The sequence below is a fragment of the Halomonas sp. SH5A2 genome, from assembly GCF_014263395.1.
Classification (GTDB): domain Bacteria; phylum Pseudomonadota; class Gammaproteobacteria; order Pseudomonadales; family Halomonadaceae; genus Vreelandella.
The window spans coordinates 818,736-837,771 of the sequence record NZ_CP058321.1; the positions used below are offsets into that span (position 1 = coordinate 818,736).

Genomic DNA, 19,036 nt, shown 5'->3' on the forward strand with positions numbered 1-19,036 from the left:
TATGGGCTATCAATAGAGGCGTGCATTCGAAAGTACCTGGGTGCCGATGCTGTTATGGCCCGCCGGGTGGCTCGATCATGCTGAGGTCGTTTTCACTTAATGCCTGTACCACCACTGTCCAATCTTCTTACCCCTTTAGATATTATCATTACTGATCACATGACTGGCGAGTCGGGCGTTATGCCTAAGCCCTGCTTTTTGCTCGTCGCGCTTGGTGGGGCGTACACACTCTGCGTTATGCTAGGCGGTTTCACCATGTAGTGTGAAACGATTCAAACGGAGTTTGTAGCTTATGATCGACCCTCGGGGGCTATCCCGTATTCCTCTCCGACATGCCACCTTTATTGCCTGTTTGTTGCTGTTGGCGATCTCGCTGATTGGGCTGGCGTTTTCGCTGATGTGGCTGTGGGGCGTGGTGGTCTTCGGCCTGCTGTCGGCGTTGGGGGTTCACGATGTGCGGCAGCGTCGGCGTACCGTGAGCCGTAACTACCCCATACTGGCACACTTGCGCTATGTCCTTGAGTCGATAGGCCCGGAGGTTCGGCAGTATTTTATCCAGTCGGATCTGGACGCGCGTCCTTTCTCTCGGGAGCAGCGGGCGGTGGTCTACCAGCGTGCCAAGAATGAGGGCGATAAAAAGCCGTTTGGCTCGTTGCTGGACATGTATCAGCCGGGCCATGAATGGATCAATCATTCCCTTCAACCCAGCACTATCGATGATCACGATTTTCGTGTTCAGGTGGGTGGCAGCCGCTGCCGTAAGCCCTATTCAACCAGTGTGTTTAATATTTCGGCGATGAGCTTTGGTTCGCTGTCGGCCAATGCGATTGAAGCGCTTAACGCCGGGGCGCACAAGGGTGGCTTTTATCACGACACGGGGGAGGGCTCGATCTCCCGCTACCACCGCAAGCACGGTGGTGATTTGGTATGGGAGATAGGCTCGGGCTACTTCGGCTGCCGGAACGATGATGGCACCTTCAGCGAGGCGCGCTTTGCGGCCAATGCCTGCGACGAGCAGGTGAAGATGATCGAGATCAAGCTCTCCCAGGGGGCGAAACCCGGCCATGGTGGGATTCTGCCAGGCGCCAAGGTGACCACTGAAATCGCTGAGGCACGGGGCGTGCCGATAGGCCAGGATGTCATCTCGCCCGCCGCCCATACGGCGTTTTCGACACCGCTGGAGTTGATGCACTTTATCGGCCGCCTGCGCGAGCTTTCCGAGGGCAAGCCGGTGGGGTTCAAGCTGGCGGTTGGCCACCCCTGGGAGTGGTTTGCCATTGTCAAAGCCATGCTTGAAACTGGCGAACGGCCGGATTTTATTGTGGTTGATGGAGGCGAGGGCGGCACGGGGGCAGCGCCGCTGGAGTTTATCAATCGGCTTGGGGTGCCGCTAACCGAGGCGCTGACCCTGGTTCACAATACGCTGGTGGGCGCGGGGCTTCGCGACGAAATTCGCATTGGGGCGGCGGGCAAGATCATGTCCGGTTTTCATATTGCCCGCACCATCGCGCTGGGAGCCGATTGGTGCAACGCCGGTCGGGGCTTCATGTTTTCACTGGGGTGTATTCAGGCGCTTAGCTGCCACACCGATAAATGTCCAAGCGGGGTGGCGACCCAGGATCCGAAGCGGGGGCAGCATTTGGATGTCGCTGATAAATCTGAACGGGTCTATCACTACCACCGAAATACCCTGAGAGCATTGGCAGAGATGCTGGCCGCCGCCGGGCTTGGTCATACCAGTGAGTTGGGCCCAGAGCACATTGTCCGGCGGGTGTCAGAAAATGAGATTCAATCCTACGATCAGCTTTTTACGTTCTTGAAGCCTAACGAGCTGCTGATCGGAGACTGCCATCACACGGTCTTTGAACACTACTGGAAAGACGCCCGGGCAGATTCGTTCTTACCGCCTTCGCGGATTGCTCAGATGCGTTTCACTAAGCTGGAGTGAACAAAATAACGGCTACACGCCAATCCTCAGATGCCTTTCATCGCGGTTTTTACGCTCGACTCAATCGGTGGCGCAGTTTAGGCAGCGTGCGCGACACGGGGGGCAGACGGGTGGCCATAACGAGCGCGCCAATGGCGGCATACATTGCCCATTCGCTCATATCGGCGCGCACCACCCAGAAGAAGTGCAGCAGCACTAGGCCCAAAATGGCGTAGGAAAATTTGTGCAGCGACTTCCAGCGTTTACCCAGGCGCTTCATCGACCATTTGTTGGATGTGGCGCCGAGTACGGACAGGCCGATCAGCGCGATCATGCCGACGATAATGTAGGGGCGCTTGACGATCTCGCTGCCCAGCAGTGCCCAGTTAAGCCCCAAGATGAATAGCGCGTAACTGAGCATATGCAGGGTGGCGTAGGCCAGCGTCCAGAGCCCCAACTGGCGCCGGATCAGCGCGAAGCCTTTCCAGCGGGTGAGCTTGGTCAGCGGCGTCAGGCTGAGGGTGAGCAGCAGCATCCACAGCCCGCCAATGCCAATGTTGAGCAACAGGTAGCGTCCTGGCTCCGGGCCGGCGGCGTTGTTCGCCACCTGCCAACTCCAGAATACCAACGGCGCTAGTGCGGCCAGAAACACCGCCACGCGCCAGACTAACCATTTGCGCTGCGTTGCCATCAGTAGTGCTTCCTCAAGTCCATGCCGGCATATAGCTCGGCGACTTCATCTTCGTAGCCGTTAAACATGCGAGTGTCGATGGTGTTGGTGCTGAATAGACTGTTAGGTAAGCGCCGCTCGGTGGCCTGGCTCCAGCGGGGGTGATCCACATTGGGGTTAACGTTGGCATAAAAGCCGTACTCATCAGAGGCAATTTGCTGCCAGGAGTTGACCGGCTGCTCTTCGACCAGTGAGATGCGCACAATCGATTTGATACTCTTGAAGCCGTACTTCCAGGGAACCACCAGCCGCAAGGGGGCGCCGTTCTGGTTGGGCAGTTCGCGGCCGTACATGCCCATGGCCATGACCGTTAGTGGGTGCATGGCTTCGTCTAGGCGCAAGCCTTCCACGTAGGGCCAATCGATGATCGAGAATGATGAACGTTGACCGCGCATTTGCTCGGGGTCGACTAGGGTTTCAAAACGCACGTACTTGGCTTTGCTGGTGGGGTCGGCACGCTTGATGATTTCGGCGAGGGGAATGCCCAGCCAGGGGATCACCATCGACCACGCTTCAACGCAGCGCAGGCGGTAAATGCGTTCTTCAAACTGCGCCGGTTTGACCAGATCCTCGAGCGCAAAACGCCCGCCGTTATTCACCTCACCATCAACCACCACGCTCCACGGCTGGGTTTCCAGGCTGCCCGCATGGCGGGCAGGGTCGCCCTTGTCGGTGCCGAACTCAAAAAAGTTATTGTAGTTGCTGGCATCATCAAAGGGCGCGAGCTTGTCTTTCTCAGGATCGCTTGGCGTGATGGCATCCCACTTGGCGTCGCTGATTTTTTCTTTCAGCCAACCGGGTGCGTCGCCTTCGGGGACGTCCGAATAGTCCTCAGCGGCGGCCTGGGCATGGCCTGAGAGCGCAAGCCCTGCCCCCAGGCCTGCGATGCCACCCATAAAGCGCCGCCGGGAGAGGTAGATAGACTCTGGTGTGACATCGGATTCGTGCAAGTCACTCGGTTTGGCAATCTTTATAAGCATTGGATGCCTCCTGTGGGGTTAAGCCGTCGACAGAGGGAGGTTGGATTCGCTATAACAGCAACATCGTTTTAAAGCATACGCATTCGACCCGGAATTGGATGCAGGGTTCTACACAACTTGTATGTAAAAACTTATAAAAACAAGTAAAGAGTGATCTTTTTCTTTCTGAGCGAACGTATAGGGGGGGCTGCTTGAATCATCCTACTTAAGACAGCTTCCAAGACCGATTTGCTCTGAACTACTGACAAGGAAAGCCATGGCTTCAAAACGCCGTGACGGTGATTTTCAACCCAGTTGTCCAAATAGCTGCCTCTAAGCAGCCTGTTTATTACGCTCGACTTCCTGCAGCTTGCCAGGGTTGAGCGCTACCGAACCGGGTACTTCCCAGTTTCGTGTGTTGCCTGACCAGCGCTGTGGATGTCGGCGCTTAGCTCTTTCATAAACCGCTTTGCGATGCTCAAGACGTTCTCGGTCGGCACCTTGATGCCGATCAGCGGGCGTCACGTACCGAATGCCACTGTGCAGGTGCTGTTCGTTGTAAGCGCGTTCGAACGTCAGCATCCAGTCACGTACCGCGTTCAGCGATGCAAAGCCCTTTGTGGGCCACGCTGGACAATACTTGACGGTGCGGAACAACGCTTCCGAGTAAGGGTTGTCATTGCTCACTCTCGGTCGACTGTAAGACATCAACATCCCCAGCTCTGTTAACCTCGCTTTAAGCGTATAAGACGTCATCGGTGCGCCGTTATCCGAGTGCAGCACTGGAGGCTGGTGCCAGCAGCCTTCGCGCAATAAAGCGCGTTCCAGCAGGTGTTTCGCTAACTCGCCTGATTCCGCCTCGTGGACTTCCCAGGCGATGATTTTGCGACTGTAGATATCCATGATCAGATAGAGATACCAGTGCTGGCCACGCACAACGGAAGAGCAATAGCTGATGTCCCAGCACCAGACTTGGTTGGGTCCGGTTGCTGTGAAGCTCGTCGGCTCAGGCACTGGGCGGCGTGGCTTCATTCGCCCTCGATGGTGCTGCTGTTGGTGCTTTTTCAGTACCCGGTAAAACGACGACTCGGAAGCCAAGTAGACCCCTTGATCTGCCAGTAACGGCACGATCTGAGACGGTGGCAGGCTCTGATACTCGGAGCGATTGCAGGCACTCAAAATAGCCTGTTCCTCCTCGTGAGTCAGTTGATGCGGCTGACTGCCTTGTACCGCGTGTGGGCGCTGATCCTCAGCCACCGCGCCACACCCAGAACGCCAGCGTTTCAGCGTGCGCTCGCTCACGTCTATCATCGCCGCTGCTTGATAACGGGAAGCGCCCCCGGTGACCGCTTCATCAAACAACGTAATGAGCCTTGCACGTTCCTCAAGAGGCGTCAGTCGTCCTCGCCGCTGTTCGGGTCTTCGCCGTACAAGGCGTCGAGCTTTTTTGAGAGCACCAGTAACGATGTCGTTTCCGCTAGGGCTCTGTCTTTGCGACGCACTTCCGCTTTGAGCTGTTTGATCGTCTTACGGTCTTGTTTACGCTGCTTTTGTGCCGTTTTTTGCTGGTCTTCTTGTTGGCCAGCGCCCTGGAGACAAGCGGCTTTCCACTGTTGGATCTGCTCGGGATACAGGCCTTTTTCGCGGCAGTAAGCACCAAGCTCTGTTTCTGACAGGGTGGCGGTTTCGATGACCACGGCAAGCTTGGCGTCAGGCGACCACTCGTTGTCGCTTTGGGTGTAACCCGGCACAGGCACTCCTTTTTCTCGACACTGTTTTAACCAACTATACAGCGTCGCGTCAGAGATGCCTTCTTCAGTGGCGACAGATACCACACTGCGATTATGGGGTGGCAACAACTTTTTCAGTACAACAGCTTTACGCTCTTTAGAATAACGTGGCACACGCGCTCCATGCCGCTCCCTCTGGATTTGATTTAGGCGATATCGCCAACCGGACAACTAGGCTGACAGAGGGGGGTGAACTGGTGTCGTTAATTGAACGGGGAACAATACCGCCTGAACAGGTGGCGCGCGCGGTGGACGTTGCCGCATTGTCGCCTTCTTCCCGTGCCTGGGCCGTGTTGATTGATCGGCTGTTGCTATGGCTGGGCGGGCTGGCGTTGGCTTTCGCAGTGCTGTTTTTCATCGCCTATAACTGGGCAGAGATGGGCCGCTGGCCGCGTTTTGCACTGGTGCAGGTGGCGCTGGTGTTGGCCGCGGGGGTTGCTGTTTGGGGCAGTACTCGGCGGTTAATCTTTAAGGTTGCGATAACGGCAGCGTCCCTGCTGGTCGGGGTGCTCTTGGCATTGGTGGGGCAGGTGTACCAAACGGGTGCCGACCCTTGGCAGCTGTTCTTTGCTTGGGCGGTGTTCACGCTGCCCTGGGTTTGGGTGGCGCGTTTTGATGTGCTTTGGGTGCTGTGGCTTGGGCTGCTTAACGTGGCGCTCTGGCTTTATGTCGATACGTGGGGCGGAGCGTTGGATGGTTGGTTTATCCAGAGCGACGCCATTTTCTGGTGGCTATTCGCGCTCAACACAACGGCGCTTGCCGTGTGGGAGTGGGGCCTAAAGCGCCGGGGCTGGTGCTCGAGTCGTTGGGGTGTACGATTATTGGCGCTGGGGAGTGGTGTGCCCGTCACGTTCTTGATGATGACATGGATCGTCAATTCGGCCTCTTTTACACCAACGCTAGTGGTTTACCCGCTGTGGTTGGCAGCGCTGTATGGCGTGTATCGGCGCTTGTGCCCCGATTTATTGTTGGTGGCGGGGGGCTGTGTGTCGGTGATTAGTGTCGTGACGTTGCTGTTGGCCAGATTCTTGATAGGGAAGGACGAGTGGCAGGCGGATAGTATGCTGATGCTTGCGCTTGTGGTGTTAGTGATGGGCGCTGGGGCCGTGGTGTGGCTGAAGCGTCTACACCGGGAGGCGACCCAATGACGCGCGAAACGACGCCTCTAATCATCCGGTTAGGACAGGCAGGCATCCCGTTAAACGAGCACGATACCGCAGCATCCCCGGAAGTCCCTTGGTTTGTGCGCCTGTTGCAGGCATTTTCCGGCTGGCTGGCGGCGTTGTTTCTGCTTGGTTTTATCGCTCTGGCCGCTATGCCGGTGGTGGACAGTTCGGCAGCGTCGATGGGCTTGGGGCTGACCATGATGGGGGCCGCTTTTGCATTATTACGTGCGGCGCGTAGCGATGTGCTTGAACACTTGGCGCTGGCGGTGAGCTTGGTCGGCCAGCTGTTGGTGGCTTGGGCCTGGGTGATGGCTTGGGAAGCGTCTGCGTATCTCTGGTGGCCTCTGTTGGGTTTGGAGGTCGTGTTGGCGCTGGTCATGCCGAGCTACGTGCACCGTGCCTGTTCTGCGTTCGCCGCCAGCCTGGCGCTGTACATGGCCCTGGCGATGATCGCTTTGCAGCAAAGCGCGAGCGGGCTGGTATTGCTGGCGCTGACGCTATTGTGGCTGAACGAGTTTCGCTGGCCCGGGCGTATCAGACATGTACAGGCCTGGGGCTATGGCCTCTTGGTGGGCCTGCTGGTATTGCAGGGAATCGCGCATAGCGGGCAGCCGTTATGGATACAGTTTGAAGATCACCGCATAGGCACCTTTGGGTGGCTGGCGCCGTGGTTGAACACCGGCTTGTTAGCGCTGACGTTGGCACTGTTGCTGCACAGGGTTTTTAAAACGCAATCGCGGCATTGGAGCGCTTATGCAGGCGTTGCCGCGTTGCTCCTGGTTTCTCTTTACGTGCCAATGGTTGCGCAAGGCGTTGTGGTGCTGTTGCTGGGGTTTGCCATTGGCCATCGCCTGCTGACGGGGCTCGGTGTGCTGTCGCTGCTGGTGGGTATGGGCAGTTATTACTATTGGCTGGATACGACGCTACTCATCAAGGCATTAACGCTGCTCGTGATAGGTGTGTTGCTCTTGATACTGCGTTGGGTACTGCGCAAGTCACTGCCTGTGTGGCATGGCTCAAGCACACCGCGGGAGCCTAGGTCATGATGCTTAGCGCCAAGTGGAACCGCGTTGTCGTTATTGTGACCACATTGCTGATTCTTGCAGTGGTCAATTGGGCCATTTGGGATAAAGAGCGCCACCTGGCTGAGGGCGACGTTGTTTACCTGGCGTTAGCCCCGGTGGACCCGCGTTCGTTGATGCAGGGCGACTATATGGCGCTCAATTTTGAGCTGAGTAACGCTATTCAGCGCGCACTTCGTCAGCGTCACGAAGGAGGGACTCCAAAGGCCAAGAATGGTGAGGTCATTGTGCGCCTGGATGAACAGCGTATCGCCCACTTTCAGCGGCTGGATAATGGCTCCCCACTGGGTGATGAAGAGAGACGCCTGCACTATCGGCTGCGCAATGGTCAGGTGCGCTTTGCGACCAACGCTTTCTTCTTTCAGGAAGGCCACGGCGAACGCTATGAGTCAGCGCGCTATGGCCAATTTCGCGTCAACGGTGACGGTGAATTGCTGTTGGTTTCGCTGCACGATGTCGACCTCAATAGACTGGGAGAAATGGCTAGGTGAACGCTGGTTCATTGATCAGTGTCCATGCATGGCGTCCACGCACGGGATATTGCGACTAAGCTATAGGCGTTGTGACCGATATCACTGGCCCACCCAAAACTCAATAAGGCGATTATGAAAGCAAACAACGCGTGGCCCGTGTGGCTAGTGCTGGCCCTGATCTTCACTTTCTCCAGCCTCTGCGCGGCGCAAACTCAAGGAGAAGAGAGCGAGGACCGTCGGTGGTTTACCGTTGATTCGCTCAACACAGGGCTTGGCGAAACACCTGAAGAAGCCAACCGCGTCACGCCACGCGAATCCATGCGAAGCTTTCTTGGTCTCACCGAAAAGGGTGAGTACGAGAAAGCGGCACACATGCTTAATCTGTCGGAATTGAGCGACGATGAGCAGCGCGAACAAGGTCAGGAACTGGCTCGGCAGTTGGCGGAAGTGTTCAAGCGTGGCGAACGGATCAGCGTCGATAATCTCTCGGGGCGGGAAGACGCCGTGATAGAAGACCCCGCCGGACAAAACCCGCGCGTTGGCGAAGCGCGGCGTAACCTTGAACTGGCATCGCTGCGGGCCGATGGACAAACCTACGATATCCGTCTAGCCCGCTACCGCGTTGACGAAGAAGAGCCAGTATGGCTGATCATGCCGATCAGCGTGTCGTACATTCCGATGCTCTACGAGCAATTCGGCCCGTCGATGCTGGAGCAGTATATTCCCGAAAGTCTGCAGTCATCATTTGGGATGCTAAGGCTTTGGGAGTGGGTTGCCATTCCGGTCTTTTTGCTTTTCGTGGGCATGGTAGGCTGGGGTGTCCACCGCCTAATTAGTTTGATGTCGAACTGGCTTCCCTCGGGTGCCTTTCGAATGTTTGCCGGGCAGATTGGCATGCCGACGGCGCTGATCGTGATCTCGCTTTTCACCCAGATGTTGCTTAACTATGTGGTGTCGTTTTCAGCGGTCGCCACCACAACCTTTCGTGTGCTGCTTATCGGCATTCTCGCCTGGGGCGCGGGCACCATTGCGCTGCGTTTTGTAGATACCCTGATGCTGCGCATGACGCGGCGGCTGGTAGGGGAGATCGATGACACCAAACCTAAGGACGAGCGCAAGCTGCTGACATCGCTCTACGCACTGCGGCGTATCATTATCCTGGTGACCGTCACCAGTGTGTCAGTTTATATCCTGGGGCAGATACAGCTTTTTGAGTCGATGGGGTTATCCATCCTGGCGTCTGCCAGCGTTCTGGCGGTACTGGTGGGTGTCGCCGGTCAGGCGGTGTTAGGCAATATTGTAGCGTCTTTTCAATTGTCGTTTGCCAAGCCGATTCGTATTGGTGACTTGGTGATCTTTGAAGACCAGTGGTGTTACGTAGAAGGCATCTTTTATACCTATATTCGCTTGAGAACCTGGGACGAACGGCGTTTGATCGTGCCCGTGACGTACTTTACGTCCAAGCCTTTCCAGAACCTCTCGGTCAAGAGCATCAAGATGTATCGATACGTGGAGCTGACTCTTCACCTGAGTGCGGATATCGAGCTGATAAGAGACAAGTTTGTAGAGTTCGCAAAGGACGAAGACGACGTTATCGAGCACCACAAGCTGCTGTGTTACGTGACGGCACAATCGGAGACGGCGCAAACCGTGACCTGTTATTTAATGACCTCTGACCCCATGGCCGGGTGGACAGCGGAAATGCACGTCCGCGAAAAGCTCATGGCGTTCATTCGCGACAACCATCCCGAGTGGTGGCCGAGAGAAGTGATGGTGATCAGCCATCAGGATGTTGCGCGTGGAGCGAAAGTCAAATACTCCGCGGAGGCGGATAACGCTGAGGGGAAATCGTCTGAATAGAACGAATCAGTCGCGGGGTAAAGGGTGAGCATGTGAGAAGTAAATGTCTTTAAATATTGTGCAGCGCGAGTTATCCAACTGGGGCGTCACTTATGGCCCGCCGGGCGATGGCCCTTTTCCAGCCATCATGTTGCTGCATGGCTCTGAAGGCGCGTGGGCCGGGTGGAGCCACCGGGACGCGATGCTGTTCGCCGCGCATGGGTTCCTGGCATTTCCCTACGGCTACTCAAGCGGCGGTAATGCCTGGAACGCAGGGCATATTATCGATTACCCGCTTGACCGCAGTGTGGAGGCGTTTAAAGCCTTACGAGAATTGATGAACGAGTAGGGCTTTATGGACTTTCACGCGGCGCCGAGCACGCGTTATTACTCGCTTCACTGATGGCTAAGGATAAGATCGAAGGTGCGCCAGATGCTATCGCGGCGCATAGCCCGCCCGATGTCGTATGCGGTGCCTTTGATGCGCGTGGTTTTCGTGATGCCGGCGACCCTGGCTGGCAGGCCTGGGACGTCAGTAAGCGCGCCTGGACATGGCAGGGGAGCCATGAAGGCTTATTGCCCACCACACCGATAGAAATTGAGCGCTACCCTGGGCCGCTGTTTCTTTCCCATGGCACGCAAGACCGCATGTGGTCGGTTGAGATGACCACGCGACTGGAAAAACGCCTAATCAAGCACGGCCGTAGCCCGGAAGTACACTACTACGAAGGCGAGGATCATATACCCAGCAGTGCTTGCCAGAATAAGCATTACGAGTTGTTGATGGATTTCTTTTCAAAACATCTATAGGCACTGTTCATTATTTCTCCATGACGAAGATTGCTCAGTTACTAAAAGGGTAACGGTCAATCAGGGTCAAAAAGCCGTCTTCGTCGATAAAGCCTTTATCTCCGGTGACAAACCAGCGGTGGTCATCGGCCTTGTGGAGCGCCTTGGCCGTGCGCTGCGGGTCATTCAGATAGCCCTGCATCACCTGCGGGCCGCTGATCAATATCATGCCTGCCTCGCCAGTGGGCAATTCTGCAAAGCTTTCAGGGTCGACGATTTTGACGCTGGTGCCGGGGAGCGGCATGCCGACAGTGCCTGGTTTGCTGCCGCGTTGCACCTGCTGGTAGTTAGCGTCCATGGCGTCCGGCAGGTTGACCGATGCTACCGGTGCGGTTTCAGTGGCGCCGTAGCCTTCGTAGATAGGCGTGTTGAATGTTTGCGCAAAGCTGGCGCGTAACCTCTCATCGAACGTCTCTGCCCCTACGACCACCGCCCGCAAGCTTTCCAGCATTGCTGCCTGCACCTTGGGATTCTCGACAAACATTTGCAGCGAGATCGGCATGCTAAACAAGATGCTGACTTTGTGTTTGGCAATAGCGTCGGCGATACCCTGGGCATCGTCAGGTTCCTCGTGGCACACCAGTGGTAGCCCTTCAATCAGCGGTAGAAGTTGGGTGACCGTGAGGCCGAAGGCGTCAAACAACGGCAATGAGCCCATTAATACATCGTTGCTTTGGGTGTTGAGCACATCGGAGGTCTGTTTGATATTGGCCATCAGGTTGCGGTGGCTGAGCATCACGCCTTTGGTGGTGCCTTCGCTTTCGTTTAAGAACAGAATCACCGCCGTGGCGTCGGTATCATGGCTGCGGCAGAAGCCGCGCTGTAGTAGCCAAGTAGGCAGTATTCTCACCGCAAGCCAGGTGCTCAAGCGCTCGGCGCGGCCAATCGAGGTTTGCAGGTCTTCTAAAAAGACCACCTGCTTCTCGCCAAGCCATTGGCTAACGTTTAGCCCGCGCTGCTCGAGTTTCTTCAATAAGCGCTGTGAGGTGAATACAGTGGTAATTTCCGCCTGGGAAAGGGCTGAGGAAAGTGCTTCCTGGTCGGCGGTGATATTCAGGTTTACCACTGTTTTGCCCGCCAGCAGCGTGGCCATATTAGCGATAACCCCGGTACTGCTGGTCGGTAGCAGTAGGCCAACGTTTTGCCCCGGGTTGAGCTTGCGAAACCGTTTTGCCATTAGCAGGCTGGCGGTGAGTACCTGGCTCGCGTTGAGTGGGCGGCCCCGCGTATCGGCCAGGGCAAGGTCTCGAGGACGTCGCTTAACGCTTTGAATCCAGGCATTCGGCAGGGTGGGTAGCTCGTCCATGGCCCGCTGCCAGGAACTTGTCGCCTGCTCAAAGATGCGCCTTTTGAGCACATCAGCGGGGGTATCTTTAGGTAGCGGTTTGCCAAAGGCAACCACGACCGAGCGGTGCAGCGGCGCGTTACGCAGCTCCTTTAACTTGCTGGACGAGCGGGAAAACTGGCTTCCCCACAGGCCGCGCAGGTAGAAAGGCACGATTTTTACATCGGGGTTGGCCATGTCACAGGCGCGCTCATAGCCGCGGCGGAATTCACCCAGTTGACCAGTGCGGCTGATTGCCCCTTCAGGAAACAGGCACACCACCTCGCCCGCGTTGAGCTGTTCAGCGACATCGGCCAGCGCCTTTTCGGCACCGCTGCCGCGCTCGATGGGAATGCAGCCCAGGGATTTTAAGAACCAGCGTAGGTACCAGCGCTGATAAACCGATTTGAGCATGACAAAACGCACAGGGCGGGGGCTGGCGATCTGTACCATGGCCCAATCCACCCAACTGATATGGTTGCCCAATAGCAGCACGCCGCCCTGGGCGGGCAGGTTTTTCAAACCATGGACATCAACCCGGTAGCGGCGAGTCAGCAAGAAGCCAAGCAGAAAGCGCACCAGGCTTTGGGGCAGCTTAACAATGGTGTAACCGCCGCCGACCATCGCCACCGTGGCAATGAGCAACAGCAGGTAGTGGCTATCCACACCCGCCAAGGCGAACAGCGCCGTGAGCACCAAAAAGCCCAGCATGGCGATGTTTTGAATCCAGTTGTTGGCAGCCAACACGGTGCCTAGCTCGTTGTCGGCGGCGTGAAACTGAATCAGCGCGTTAAGCGGTACGATAAACAGCCCACCCATCATGCCGATAAACACAAAGTTCAGCGCTTGGCCAAAAGGCGTGGTTAACAGCGGCAGACACCATAGCCCCAGGGCAACCCCGAGGGCGCCGACAGGGATCAAGCCTGTCTCTATGCGGTTATGTGAAAACTTGCTGGCCAGCATGGAACCCAGCGCAATCCCGATACCGCTAGCCGCCAGAATGCCCTGCAACACCAGCGTGTTATCGATACTTAACGCATCTTTGGCATAGGCAGGAAAGGCCGCCAGCAGCACTTGGCCCACCGACCAAAAGGTGGCCAAGCCGATAATGGAGAGTCTAATGACCGGCTGGCGGGCGATAATGCGCAGGTTGTCTTTCAGGGCTGTGCCCTTGATGTAGCGCTGCCAGGTGAGCGGGGTATCCGGTCGCGTGGTGTTATCCAGCGGCAGACGATAAAGCGTTGCCACTTGAATAGCACTGTTAAGCACCAGTAGCCAGCCCAGTGGTGCTATCTGGTGCAACAGCTGCGCTGGGGTTTGATCAGTCGGTGTTATCCAGGTTTCAAACAATGCGGTAAACGCCACAGTGCCTGCCAGAATGGCACCAATCGTGACGGCCTGGATCAGCCCGTTGGCTTCCGCCAGGTGCGGCTTGCCGAACAGCCCTTTCACCAAGCCGTATTTGGCCGGTGAGTAGAAGGCTGACTGAATAGCCAGCAGTAGCGTCATCGCGAATGCCAGCCAAAACCAGCCCTGATAATAAGCAGCCGTAATGCCCAGAGAAACCGCCACGGCGGCCCAGGCCGATGCGCGCAGAATGCGTACCTTGGGGTAAGTGTCGGCCACGTGGCCCGCCGGGCTGAACAGCAAAATAAAGGGCAGCAGGATAAGCCCGTTAACCAGCGCGGTAAGTACGACCTGTGCTTCACCATCGTAGCTTTTGAAGATCGTATTCTGAATGACGATCTTGTGGCCCAGATCCACAAAGGCATTGAGAAAGATGGCGATCAGATAGGGCCAAGCGCCCTTTAAGTGCAGCAGTCGATGCATGGTTAAGTTGCCTTATAGATGCCTGTCTGGGGGCGTTCCCCGAAAGTGGGCGGCTTCTTGTTCTAGCCACTCGGTGAAGCGCGCCACCGCCGGTGGTGTTACGCCTTCAGAAGGCAGAATCAGTTCATAGGCGAACGGAGAAGCGAGCGGGTAGTGCTCAGCAAATGGGCGCACCAACACCCCGCTAGCGAGACGGTCGGCCACCAATGGGTAGCTGGCCAGTACCACGCCCTGCCCGGCAATAGCCTGATCGAGCGCCAAACTGTAGAGCGAGTATTGGCGCTGGTGGGGGATCTTCTTGATTGCCACTCCGGCGTTTTTAAACCAGTCGTGCCAGCTTGGGATCGGGTGACCCGCATGGCTGCACCAGTCCACGGTGAGCAGTGTCTGGGCCAGCAGGTCGGTAGGCGTGTGTATATGCTCCTGCGCTAACAGGGTGGGCGAGCAAACAGGAAAGAGGGTGTCTTCAAACAGACGCTGGCTGGTGACGCCGGGCCAGGGCCCCTTGCCGTAGCGCAACGATAAGCGCGCCCTGTTGGGCATCCATGACGGCGGCGTCAAGCGCGCCTCGGCATCCAGAGAGATCTCTATTTGCCGCTCATTGGCTTCAAAACCGGGTAAGCGGGGGAGTAGCCAAAGCTGTAGGAAAGAAGGTGGCGCACTCAATAGTAAGCGAAACGCGTCTTCTGAGCGCTCGGTGACGTTCTGCACGCCGCTGGCGATGCGCAAAAGACCCGCTTGCACATCTTCAGCAAGCCCCCGGCCAGCTTCGGTCGCGCACACGCCATTGGCATGCCGTTCAAACAGCACCACACCCAATCGATCCTCCAGCTGTTTCACCTGCCGGCTAACGGCGCCAGGGGTCACTCCCAAACGAGACGCGGCGGCTTTAAAGCTATTTTCTCGCACGGCTTCGGCAAACGCGCGCAGTGCATTCAGCGGTAGCCTCTCAATTCTCATAGCATGAGTTTTCCTAAGCCTAGGCCCGATAAGTAATCGTTTGTACGCAATTTTGCTTACTGCTGCAATGAGCGCCTTGATGTTATAGGAGCTCACCATGAATAATCAAAGAATAGCCTCGAATGCCCATGCTGCCAGGATGCTAGGGCATACGCAGCGAAAGTCAGTGGATGCTGCAGCAGCATCGCTGATGCTGCTGTTTTGTCTGGTGCTGGGGTTTCAGCAGGTGGCGATTAAAGGCGTGGCTGAGGATATCTCACCTGTGGTGCAGATCGCCCTGCGCTCCGCTATCGCCGGTTGTCTGGTGGGGTTGCTCGCCTATTGGCGCGGCATTCACTGGGCGGATGTGGGCCGCCATTGGGGGCCTGGGTTACTGGTTGGTCTTGGGTTTGCGGCCGAGTTCGCTTTTGTCGCTTGGGGGCTGACTTACACACTGGCATCGCATATGTCGGTCTTTCTCTACACCGCGCCGATCTTCGCAGCGCTGGGACTTCATCTCTGGGTGCCGGGGGAGCAGCTTTCCCTTCGCCAGTGGTGGGGCGTTGGCTTGGCGTTTCTGGGTATGGTGATTGCCATGGCGCCGAGCGGTGCCTATAGCATCGATATCCTCATCGGTGATGCGCTGGGGTTGCTCGCAGGCCTCTCCTGGGCGGCCACCACTGTGGTGATCCGCAAGACCTCGCTGTCTGAGGCCCCCGCAGAGCTCACTCTAAGCTATCAGCTGAGTGTGACGGCGCTGCTGCTACTGCCAGTGGCGGCTCTGTCGGGGCAGTTAATGAGCGCGCAGTTTACTTCCATGGCGGTTGCTAGCCTCGCTTTTCAGGCGCTGATTATTTCATTTGCCGCGCTGATGCTGTGGTTCACGCTGCTACGCCGCTATCGCGCGTCCCAGTTGGGTGTGTTCTCTTTCCTGGGACCGCTGTTCGGCGTCCTTTTTGGCACTCTGTTGCTCAACGAGCCGTTAAGCATCAATTTTCTGGTGGGCGGCGGCGTTATCCTGGTTGGCATCGTACTGGTGACGCGATAAGGCCATTAATCCGCTTACCCCACTAACACGGCGACGACTTCCACCAGGCCAAACACGCTGACCCCAGCGGCCACCGGCCAACCCAGCGAGCGCAGTCGCCACCACACCAGCAGTGTGACGCTAAGCCCGATGACGGTCGCGATCCAGGACATCACGCTAGGGCTCACTGGCACAACGGATACGCCTAACACGGCCGCAATCATCAACGGGCCGAGAATCCCAAGCCATTGCGGCATGGCGTTCATGCCGGTGTCGCTATCCAGGCGGCGCTGCATCCACATAAACGGCACCACCCGCATCAGCAGGGTGCCCAAGGCCGACACTACAACGGCGAGCCAAAGCGCGGTACTCATGAGTCACGCCTCCTTTTTTCGAATTTAACCGTGTAGAAGCATAGCGCGCCGCAGGCGGCTGCCAGCGGAATCGCCATGTTGCTCCAGCCGACCAGCGTTAAACCTAGCGCAGCCAGGATGGTGAGCCCCATGGCCATTGCCCAGCGTTTATTGGTGAAGCGCGGAGCCACCATGGTAAGAAACAGGGCGGGTAGCGCGAAGGGCATCACTTCTCCGAGTAGCGGCCAGCGGGCGGTTAACGTTTCCCCTGCCGTAGCGCCTACCATTGTGCCAACTATCCAAACACCCCAGGCCAGCAGCGATGCGCCAACAAACCAGCCAAAGCGTTTGGGCTCAGGCAACTGGGGCAGCCGGGTGAGTGCCAGGGCAAATACCTGGTCGGTTAGACCGTGCATCAGCCAGGGCCAGTGGCGGCTGCGCGGTAATAACGCCGCCAGGTTAGGGCCGTACACCACATGGCGTACGTTAATCAGCAGTGTCATTGCCACGACAAGCCACAATGGAGACCCCGCGGCCACCATGCCAACGAATAAGAACTGCGAGGCACCCGCATAGATGAGCAATGAGATAGCGGCGGCTTCCCACATGCTAAATCCAGCTTGCGTGGCGATGACTCCAAACGAGAGCGAGACTGGGATGTAGCCGCCAAGCAGAGGAATCGCTTCACGAACGCCCTGCAACGCGCTCCGGGCGGAGGAATGTTGGGCAAGTTGGCTCATGGTGTTTCGCCTTCTTTACCGTAGGTAATGGTCATTAGCAGGGTGGCCGCCGCCGCTTGGGTGCGGTAGAGGTGGGGTTGGTCAGCGCAAAAGGTGACATGGCACCCGGGCGTCAGCGTTGTCGTGTCGCCCTCTGGCCCTGCTTCCAGCCAGCCGCTGATCAGCGTGAGGGATTCTCGCGTGCCCGGTGTATGGGCTTCGGCTTGGCGCAATGTATGGGGTGCGCAGCGCATCCAGTAAGCATCTACCTGGGGGCAGTCCTTGCCTTGATCGATCAGGCGCACCTGCACGCCGTCTTCGCCGAGCGGCACGGAAATGGGCGCGACCAAGGTGCCGAAAGGCACATTCAGCTTTACGGCCAGGCGCCAGATCGTGTCCAGGGTCGGGTTGCCGTTACCTTGCTCAAGGCGGCACAGGTTGGATTTTGCGATGCCCGCCTCACTGGCCAGCTGCGAAAGCGACCAGCCGCGTTCGAGGCGAAGTCTCTGTAGATGGTGGCCAAGGGTGTTGAGGGAAAGTGCATCCATAGGAGCGCCGCCTGTTGACTTTATAGGTGTTCCTTTTATAGAACGTTCTATATAAAGAACGTTAGCCTGTCAATCATCCAGCCCATCAATGATAGCGTCCATGGGGAATGGCACCCTTTATGCATTGTCTTTAGGTCGCCAGCTGCGAGGAAGCGCTATGCGTTCATTGGCAATGCTCAAACCCGTCAAGTCGATTCTTTGTAGTGTGGCGCTGTTGCTGCTGGGCAACGGCTTGCTGAATACGCTGCTAACGCTGCGTGGCACGGGGGAGGGCTTCTCCAGCGCGGTGCTGGGGATGATCATGTCCGGCTATTTTGTCGGCTTCATCTGCGGCACCTGGGTGAGCGGGCGCTTGATTCGGCGCATGGGGCATATTCGCACCTTCGGCTTTTGCGCCTCTATCTGTGCATCGGTAGCGCTGTTGCACCTGGTGTTTATTAACCCGTGGGTATGGCTGCCTTTGCGCGTGGCGTATGGGCTTTCATTTATTACCCTGATTACCGTGATCGAGAGCTGGCTGAATAGCCAGGCGGCCAGCCAAGAGCGGGGGCGCATTTTTGCCGTCTATATGGTGGTCAACCTGGGGGCGCTGGCAACGGCACAGCAACTGCTCCGGCTCTCGTCACCGCAGGGATTTTTACTCTTTGTGGTGATCGCAATATTGATCAGTTGGGCGCTGTTGCCGATCACCATGACCCGCCGCGTTCAGCCCAGGATTTCCGAGCGTCCTAAAAGCAGCCTGCGGGCGTTGCTGGGCTTTGCGCCACTGGCCGTCGCTTCTGCTGCCTTATCGGGGCTGGCCATGGGGGCGTTCTGGTCAATGACCCCGGTGTACGCCACTCAGCTCGGGTTTGATATTGGCGGCGTGGGGCTGGTAATGAGCGTGGCAATTATTGGCGGCGCGCTGCTGCAGATCCCCATCGGGCGCTTCTCTGATAAACATGACCGCCCGAGGGTCATGACCTGGGTGGTCTTGTTCGCGGCGCTGGTCGCTGCGGCCATGCCCTTTGCGCCCAGCCGAGAGGTGCTGCTGGGGCTGTATTTTATCTGGGGTGGTTTGGCGTTCTCGCTCTACCCGTTGGCGGTGGCGCAGTTGATTGACCAGTTGCACCAGGATGAAATTGTCTCCGGTTCGGCGGATATGTTGGTGATGCACGGGGCCGGGTGCGCGGTTGCGCCGATTGCCGCGGGGTCACTGATGACAGCCGTCGGTGGTCATGGTCTGCCGATCTACATTGCCTGTGTGTTTATCCTGCTATGGGGTTACGCCATTTACCGTCGTCGCCGCGTAACGGCGCTGGTGACCCACACGGCGCATTTTGAGCCGATGGTTCAAAGTAGTGCAGAGGCACTGGAATTGATCGTTGATGATACCCAGGGCGATCTCTTCGATGACCCCAGCTTCTATGAGGAGCACGAGCGTGAGCGTCTAAAGAAGGTTTTATTGTCGTCCAAAGCCTGAAGCAGATTCAGGTATAGGC

The 19,036-nt window shown here is 57.3% G+C and carries 17 protein-coding genes; 9 read left to right on the forward strand and 8 right to left on the reverse strand.

What is annotated here, in order from left to right; translation table 11 throughout:
- Positions 1 to 292: 292 nt before the first annotated feature.
- Positions 293 to 1,948: an FMN-binding glutamate synthase family protein gene (locus HXW73_RS03915; RefSeq protein WP_186254991.1), complete on the forward strand. Its 1,656-nt coding sequence runs from the start codon at positions 293 to 295 to the stop codon at positions 1,946 to 1,948.
- 49 nt (positions 1,949 to 1,997) lie between these two features.
- Here the strand turns inward: HXW73_RS03915 and msrQ are convergent, their stop codons facing one another.
- From msrQ to HXW73_RS03930, 3 genes are all read right to left on the reverse strand, one after another.
- Positions 1,998 to 2,618, reverse strand: coding sequence for a protein-methionine-sulfoxide reductase heme-binding subunit MsrQ (msrQ, locus tag HXW73_RS03920; protein WP_186254992.1), 621 nt, complete (start codon positions 2,616 to 2,618; stop codon positions 1,998 to 2,000).
- Positions 2,618 to 3,637: a protein-methionine-sulfoxide reductase catalytic subunit MsrP gene (msrP, locus tag HXW73_RS03925; RefSeq protein ID WP_186254993.1), complete on the reverse strand. Its 1,020-nt coding sequence runs from the start codon at positions 3,635 to 3,637 to the stop codon at positions 2,618 to 2,620. The genes msrQ and msrP overlap by 1 nt, the downstream gene beginning before the upstream one ends.
- Positions 3,638 to 3,949: 312 nt before the next feature.
- Positions 3,950 to 5,520 (reverse strand): IS3 family transposase gene (locus HXW73_RS03930; protein ID WP_446718989.1). Its coding sequence is split into 2 segments (ribosomal slippage): positions 3,950 to 5,067 and positions 5,067 to 5,520, totalling 1,572 coding nucleotides; the frame shifts between segments, so codons are not numbered across the junction.
- Positions 5,521 to 5,603: 83 nt separating this feature from the next.
- Between HXW73_RS03930 and HXW73_RS03935 the strand changes: the two genes are divergently transcribed.
- The 6 genes from HXW73_RS03935 (at position 5,604) to HXW73_RS17820 (ending at position 10,776) form a co-directional block, all read left to right on the forward strand.
- Positions 5,604 to 6,554, forward strand: coding sequence for a DUF2157 domain-containing protein (locus HXW73_RS03935; RefSeq protein ID WP_240538705.1), 951 nt, complete (start codon positions 5,604 to 5,606; stop codon positions 6,552 to 6,554).
- Positions 6,551 to 7,618 (forward strand): DUF4401 domain-containing protein, encoded by a 1,068-nt coding sequence (locus HXW73_RS03940; RefSeq protein WP_186254994.1) that lies wholly within the window; start codon positions 6,551 to 6,553, stop codon positions 7,616 to 7,618. Before HXW73_RS03935 ends, HXW73_RS03940 begins: the two co-directional genes overlap by 4 nt.
- A complete protein-coding gene (locus tag HXW73_RS03945; protein ID WP_186254995.1) occupies positions 7,615 to 8,145 on the forward strand; it encodes a GDYXXLXY domain-containing protein in 531 nt (176 codons plus the stop codon). Before HXW73_RS03940 ends, HXW73_RS03945 begins: the two co-directional genes overlap by 4 nt.
- A gap of 114 nt (positions 8,146 to 8,259) precedes the next feature.
- Entirely contained in the window at positions 8,260 to 9,987 is a 1,728-nt protein-coding gene (locus HXW73_RS03950; protein WP_186254996.1) for a mechanosensitive ion channel family protein, read from the forward strand.
- Between the two features lie 43 nt (positions 9,988 to 10,030).
- A complete protein-coding gene (locus tag HXW73_RS17815) occupies positions 10,031 to 10,315 on the forward strand; it encodes an alpha/beta hydrolase family protein (protein WP_240538706.1) in 285 nt (94 codons plus the stop codon).
- Between the two features lie 53 nt (positions 10,316 to 10,368).
- Positions 10,369 to 10,776: an alpha/beta hydrolase family protein gene (locus HXW73_RS17820; protein ID WP_446718996.1), complete on the forward strand. Its 408-nt coding sequence runs from the start codon at positions 10,369 to 10,371 to the stop codon at positions 10,774 to 10,776.
- Positions 10,777 to 10,810: 34 nt separating this feature from the next.
- Here the strand turns inward: HXW73_RS17820 and HXW73_RS03960 are convergent, their stop codons facing one another.
- Both HXW73_RS03960 and HXW73_RS03965 read right to left on the reverse strand, forming a co-directional pair.
- Positions 10,811 to 13,969: an acyl-[ACP]--phospholipid O-acyltransferase gene (locus HXW73_RS03960; RefSeq protein ID WP_186254997.1), complete on the reverse strand. Its 3,159-nt coding sequence runs from the start codon at positions 13,967 to 13,969 to the stop codon at positions 10,811 to 10,813.
- 12 nt (positions 13,970 to 13,981) lie between these two features.
- The gene (locus HXW73_RS03965; RefSeq protein WP_186254998.1) at positions 13,982 to 14,929 is read right to left on the reverse strand and encodes a LysR substrate-binding domain-containing protein; all 948 of its coding nucleotides are present in this window, start codon (positions 14,927 to 14,929) and stop codon (positions 13,982 to 13,984) included.
- A 97-nt stretch (positions 14,930 to 15,026) separates the two neighbouring features.
- Between HXW73_RS03965 and HXW73_RS03970 the strand changes: the two genes are divergently transcribed.
- Positions 15,027 to 15,956 (forward strand): DMT family transporter, encoded by a 930-nt coding sequence (locus HXW73_RS03970; protein ID WP_186254999.1) that lies wholly within the window; start codon positions 15,027 to 15,029, stop codon positions 15,954 to 15,956.
- 14 nt (positions 15,957 to 15,970) lie between these two features.
- Here HXW73_RS03970 and HXW73_RS03975 read toward each other — a convergent pair whose 3' ends face one another.
- The 3 genes from HXW73_RS03975 to HXW73_RS03985 are packed head-to-tail and all read right to left on the reverse strand — an operon-like array spanning position 15,971 to position 17,555.
- Positions 15,971 to 16,309 carry an AzlD domain-containing protein gene (locus HXW73_RS03975; RefSeq protein ID WP_186255000.1) on the reverse strand — a complete coding sequence of 113 codons (339 nt, stop codon included), beginning with the start codon at positions 16,307 to 16,309 and terminating at the stop codon, positions 15,971 to 15,973.
- A complete protein-coding gene (locus tag HXW73_RS03980; protein WP_186255001.1) occupies positions 16,306 to 17,028 on the reverse strand; it encodes an AzlC family ABC transporter permease in 723 nt (240 codons plus the stop codon). The genes HXW73_RS03975 and HXW73_RS03980 overlap by 4 nt, the downstream gene beginning before the upstream one ends.
- Complete coding sequence (locus tag HXW73_RS03985; RefSeq protein ID WP_186255002.1) at positions 17,025 to 17,555, reverse strand: helix-turn-helix domain-containing protein; 531 nt, start codon at positions 17,553 to 17,555, stop codon at positions 17,025 to 17,027. Before HXW73_RS03985 ends, HXW73_RS03980 begins: the two co-directional genes overlap by 4 nt.
- 157 nt (positions 17,556 to 17,712) lie before the next feature.
- Here HXW73_RS03985 and HXW73_RS03990 point away from each other — a divergent pair, with 157 nt between their 5' ends.
- Positions 17,713 to 19,017, forward strand: coding sequence for an MFS transporter (locus tag HXW73_RS03990; protein ID WP_186255003.1), 1,305 nt, complete (start codon positions 17,713 to 17,715; stop codon positions 19,015 to 19,017).
- Positions 19,018 to 19,036 lie beyond the last annotated feature (19 nt).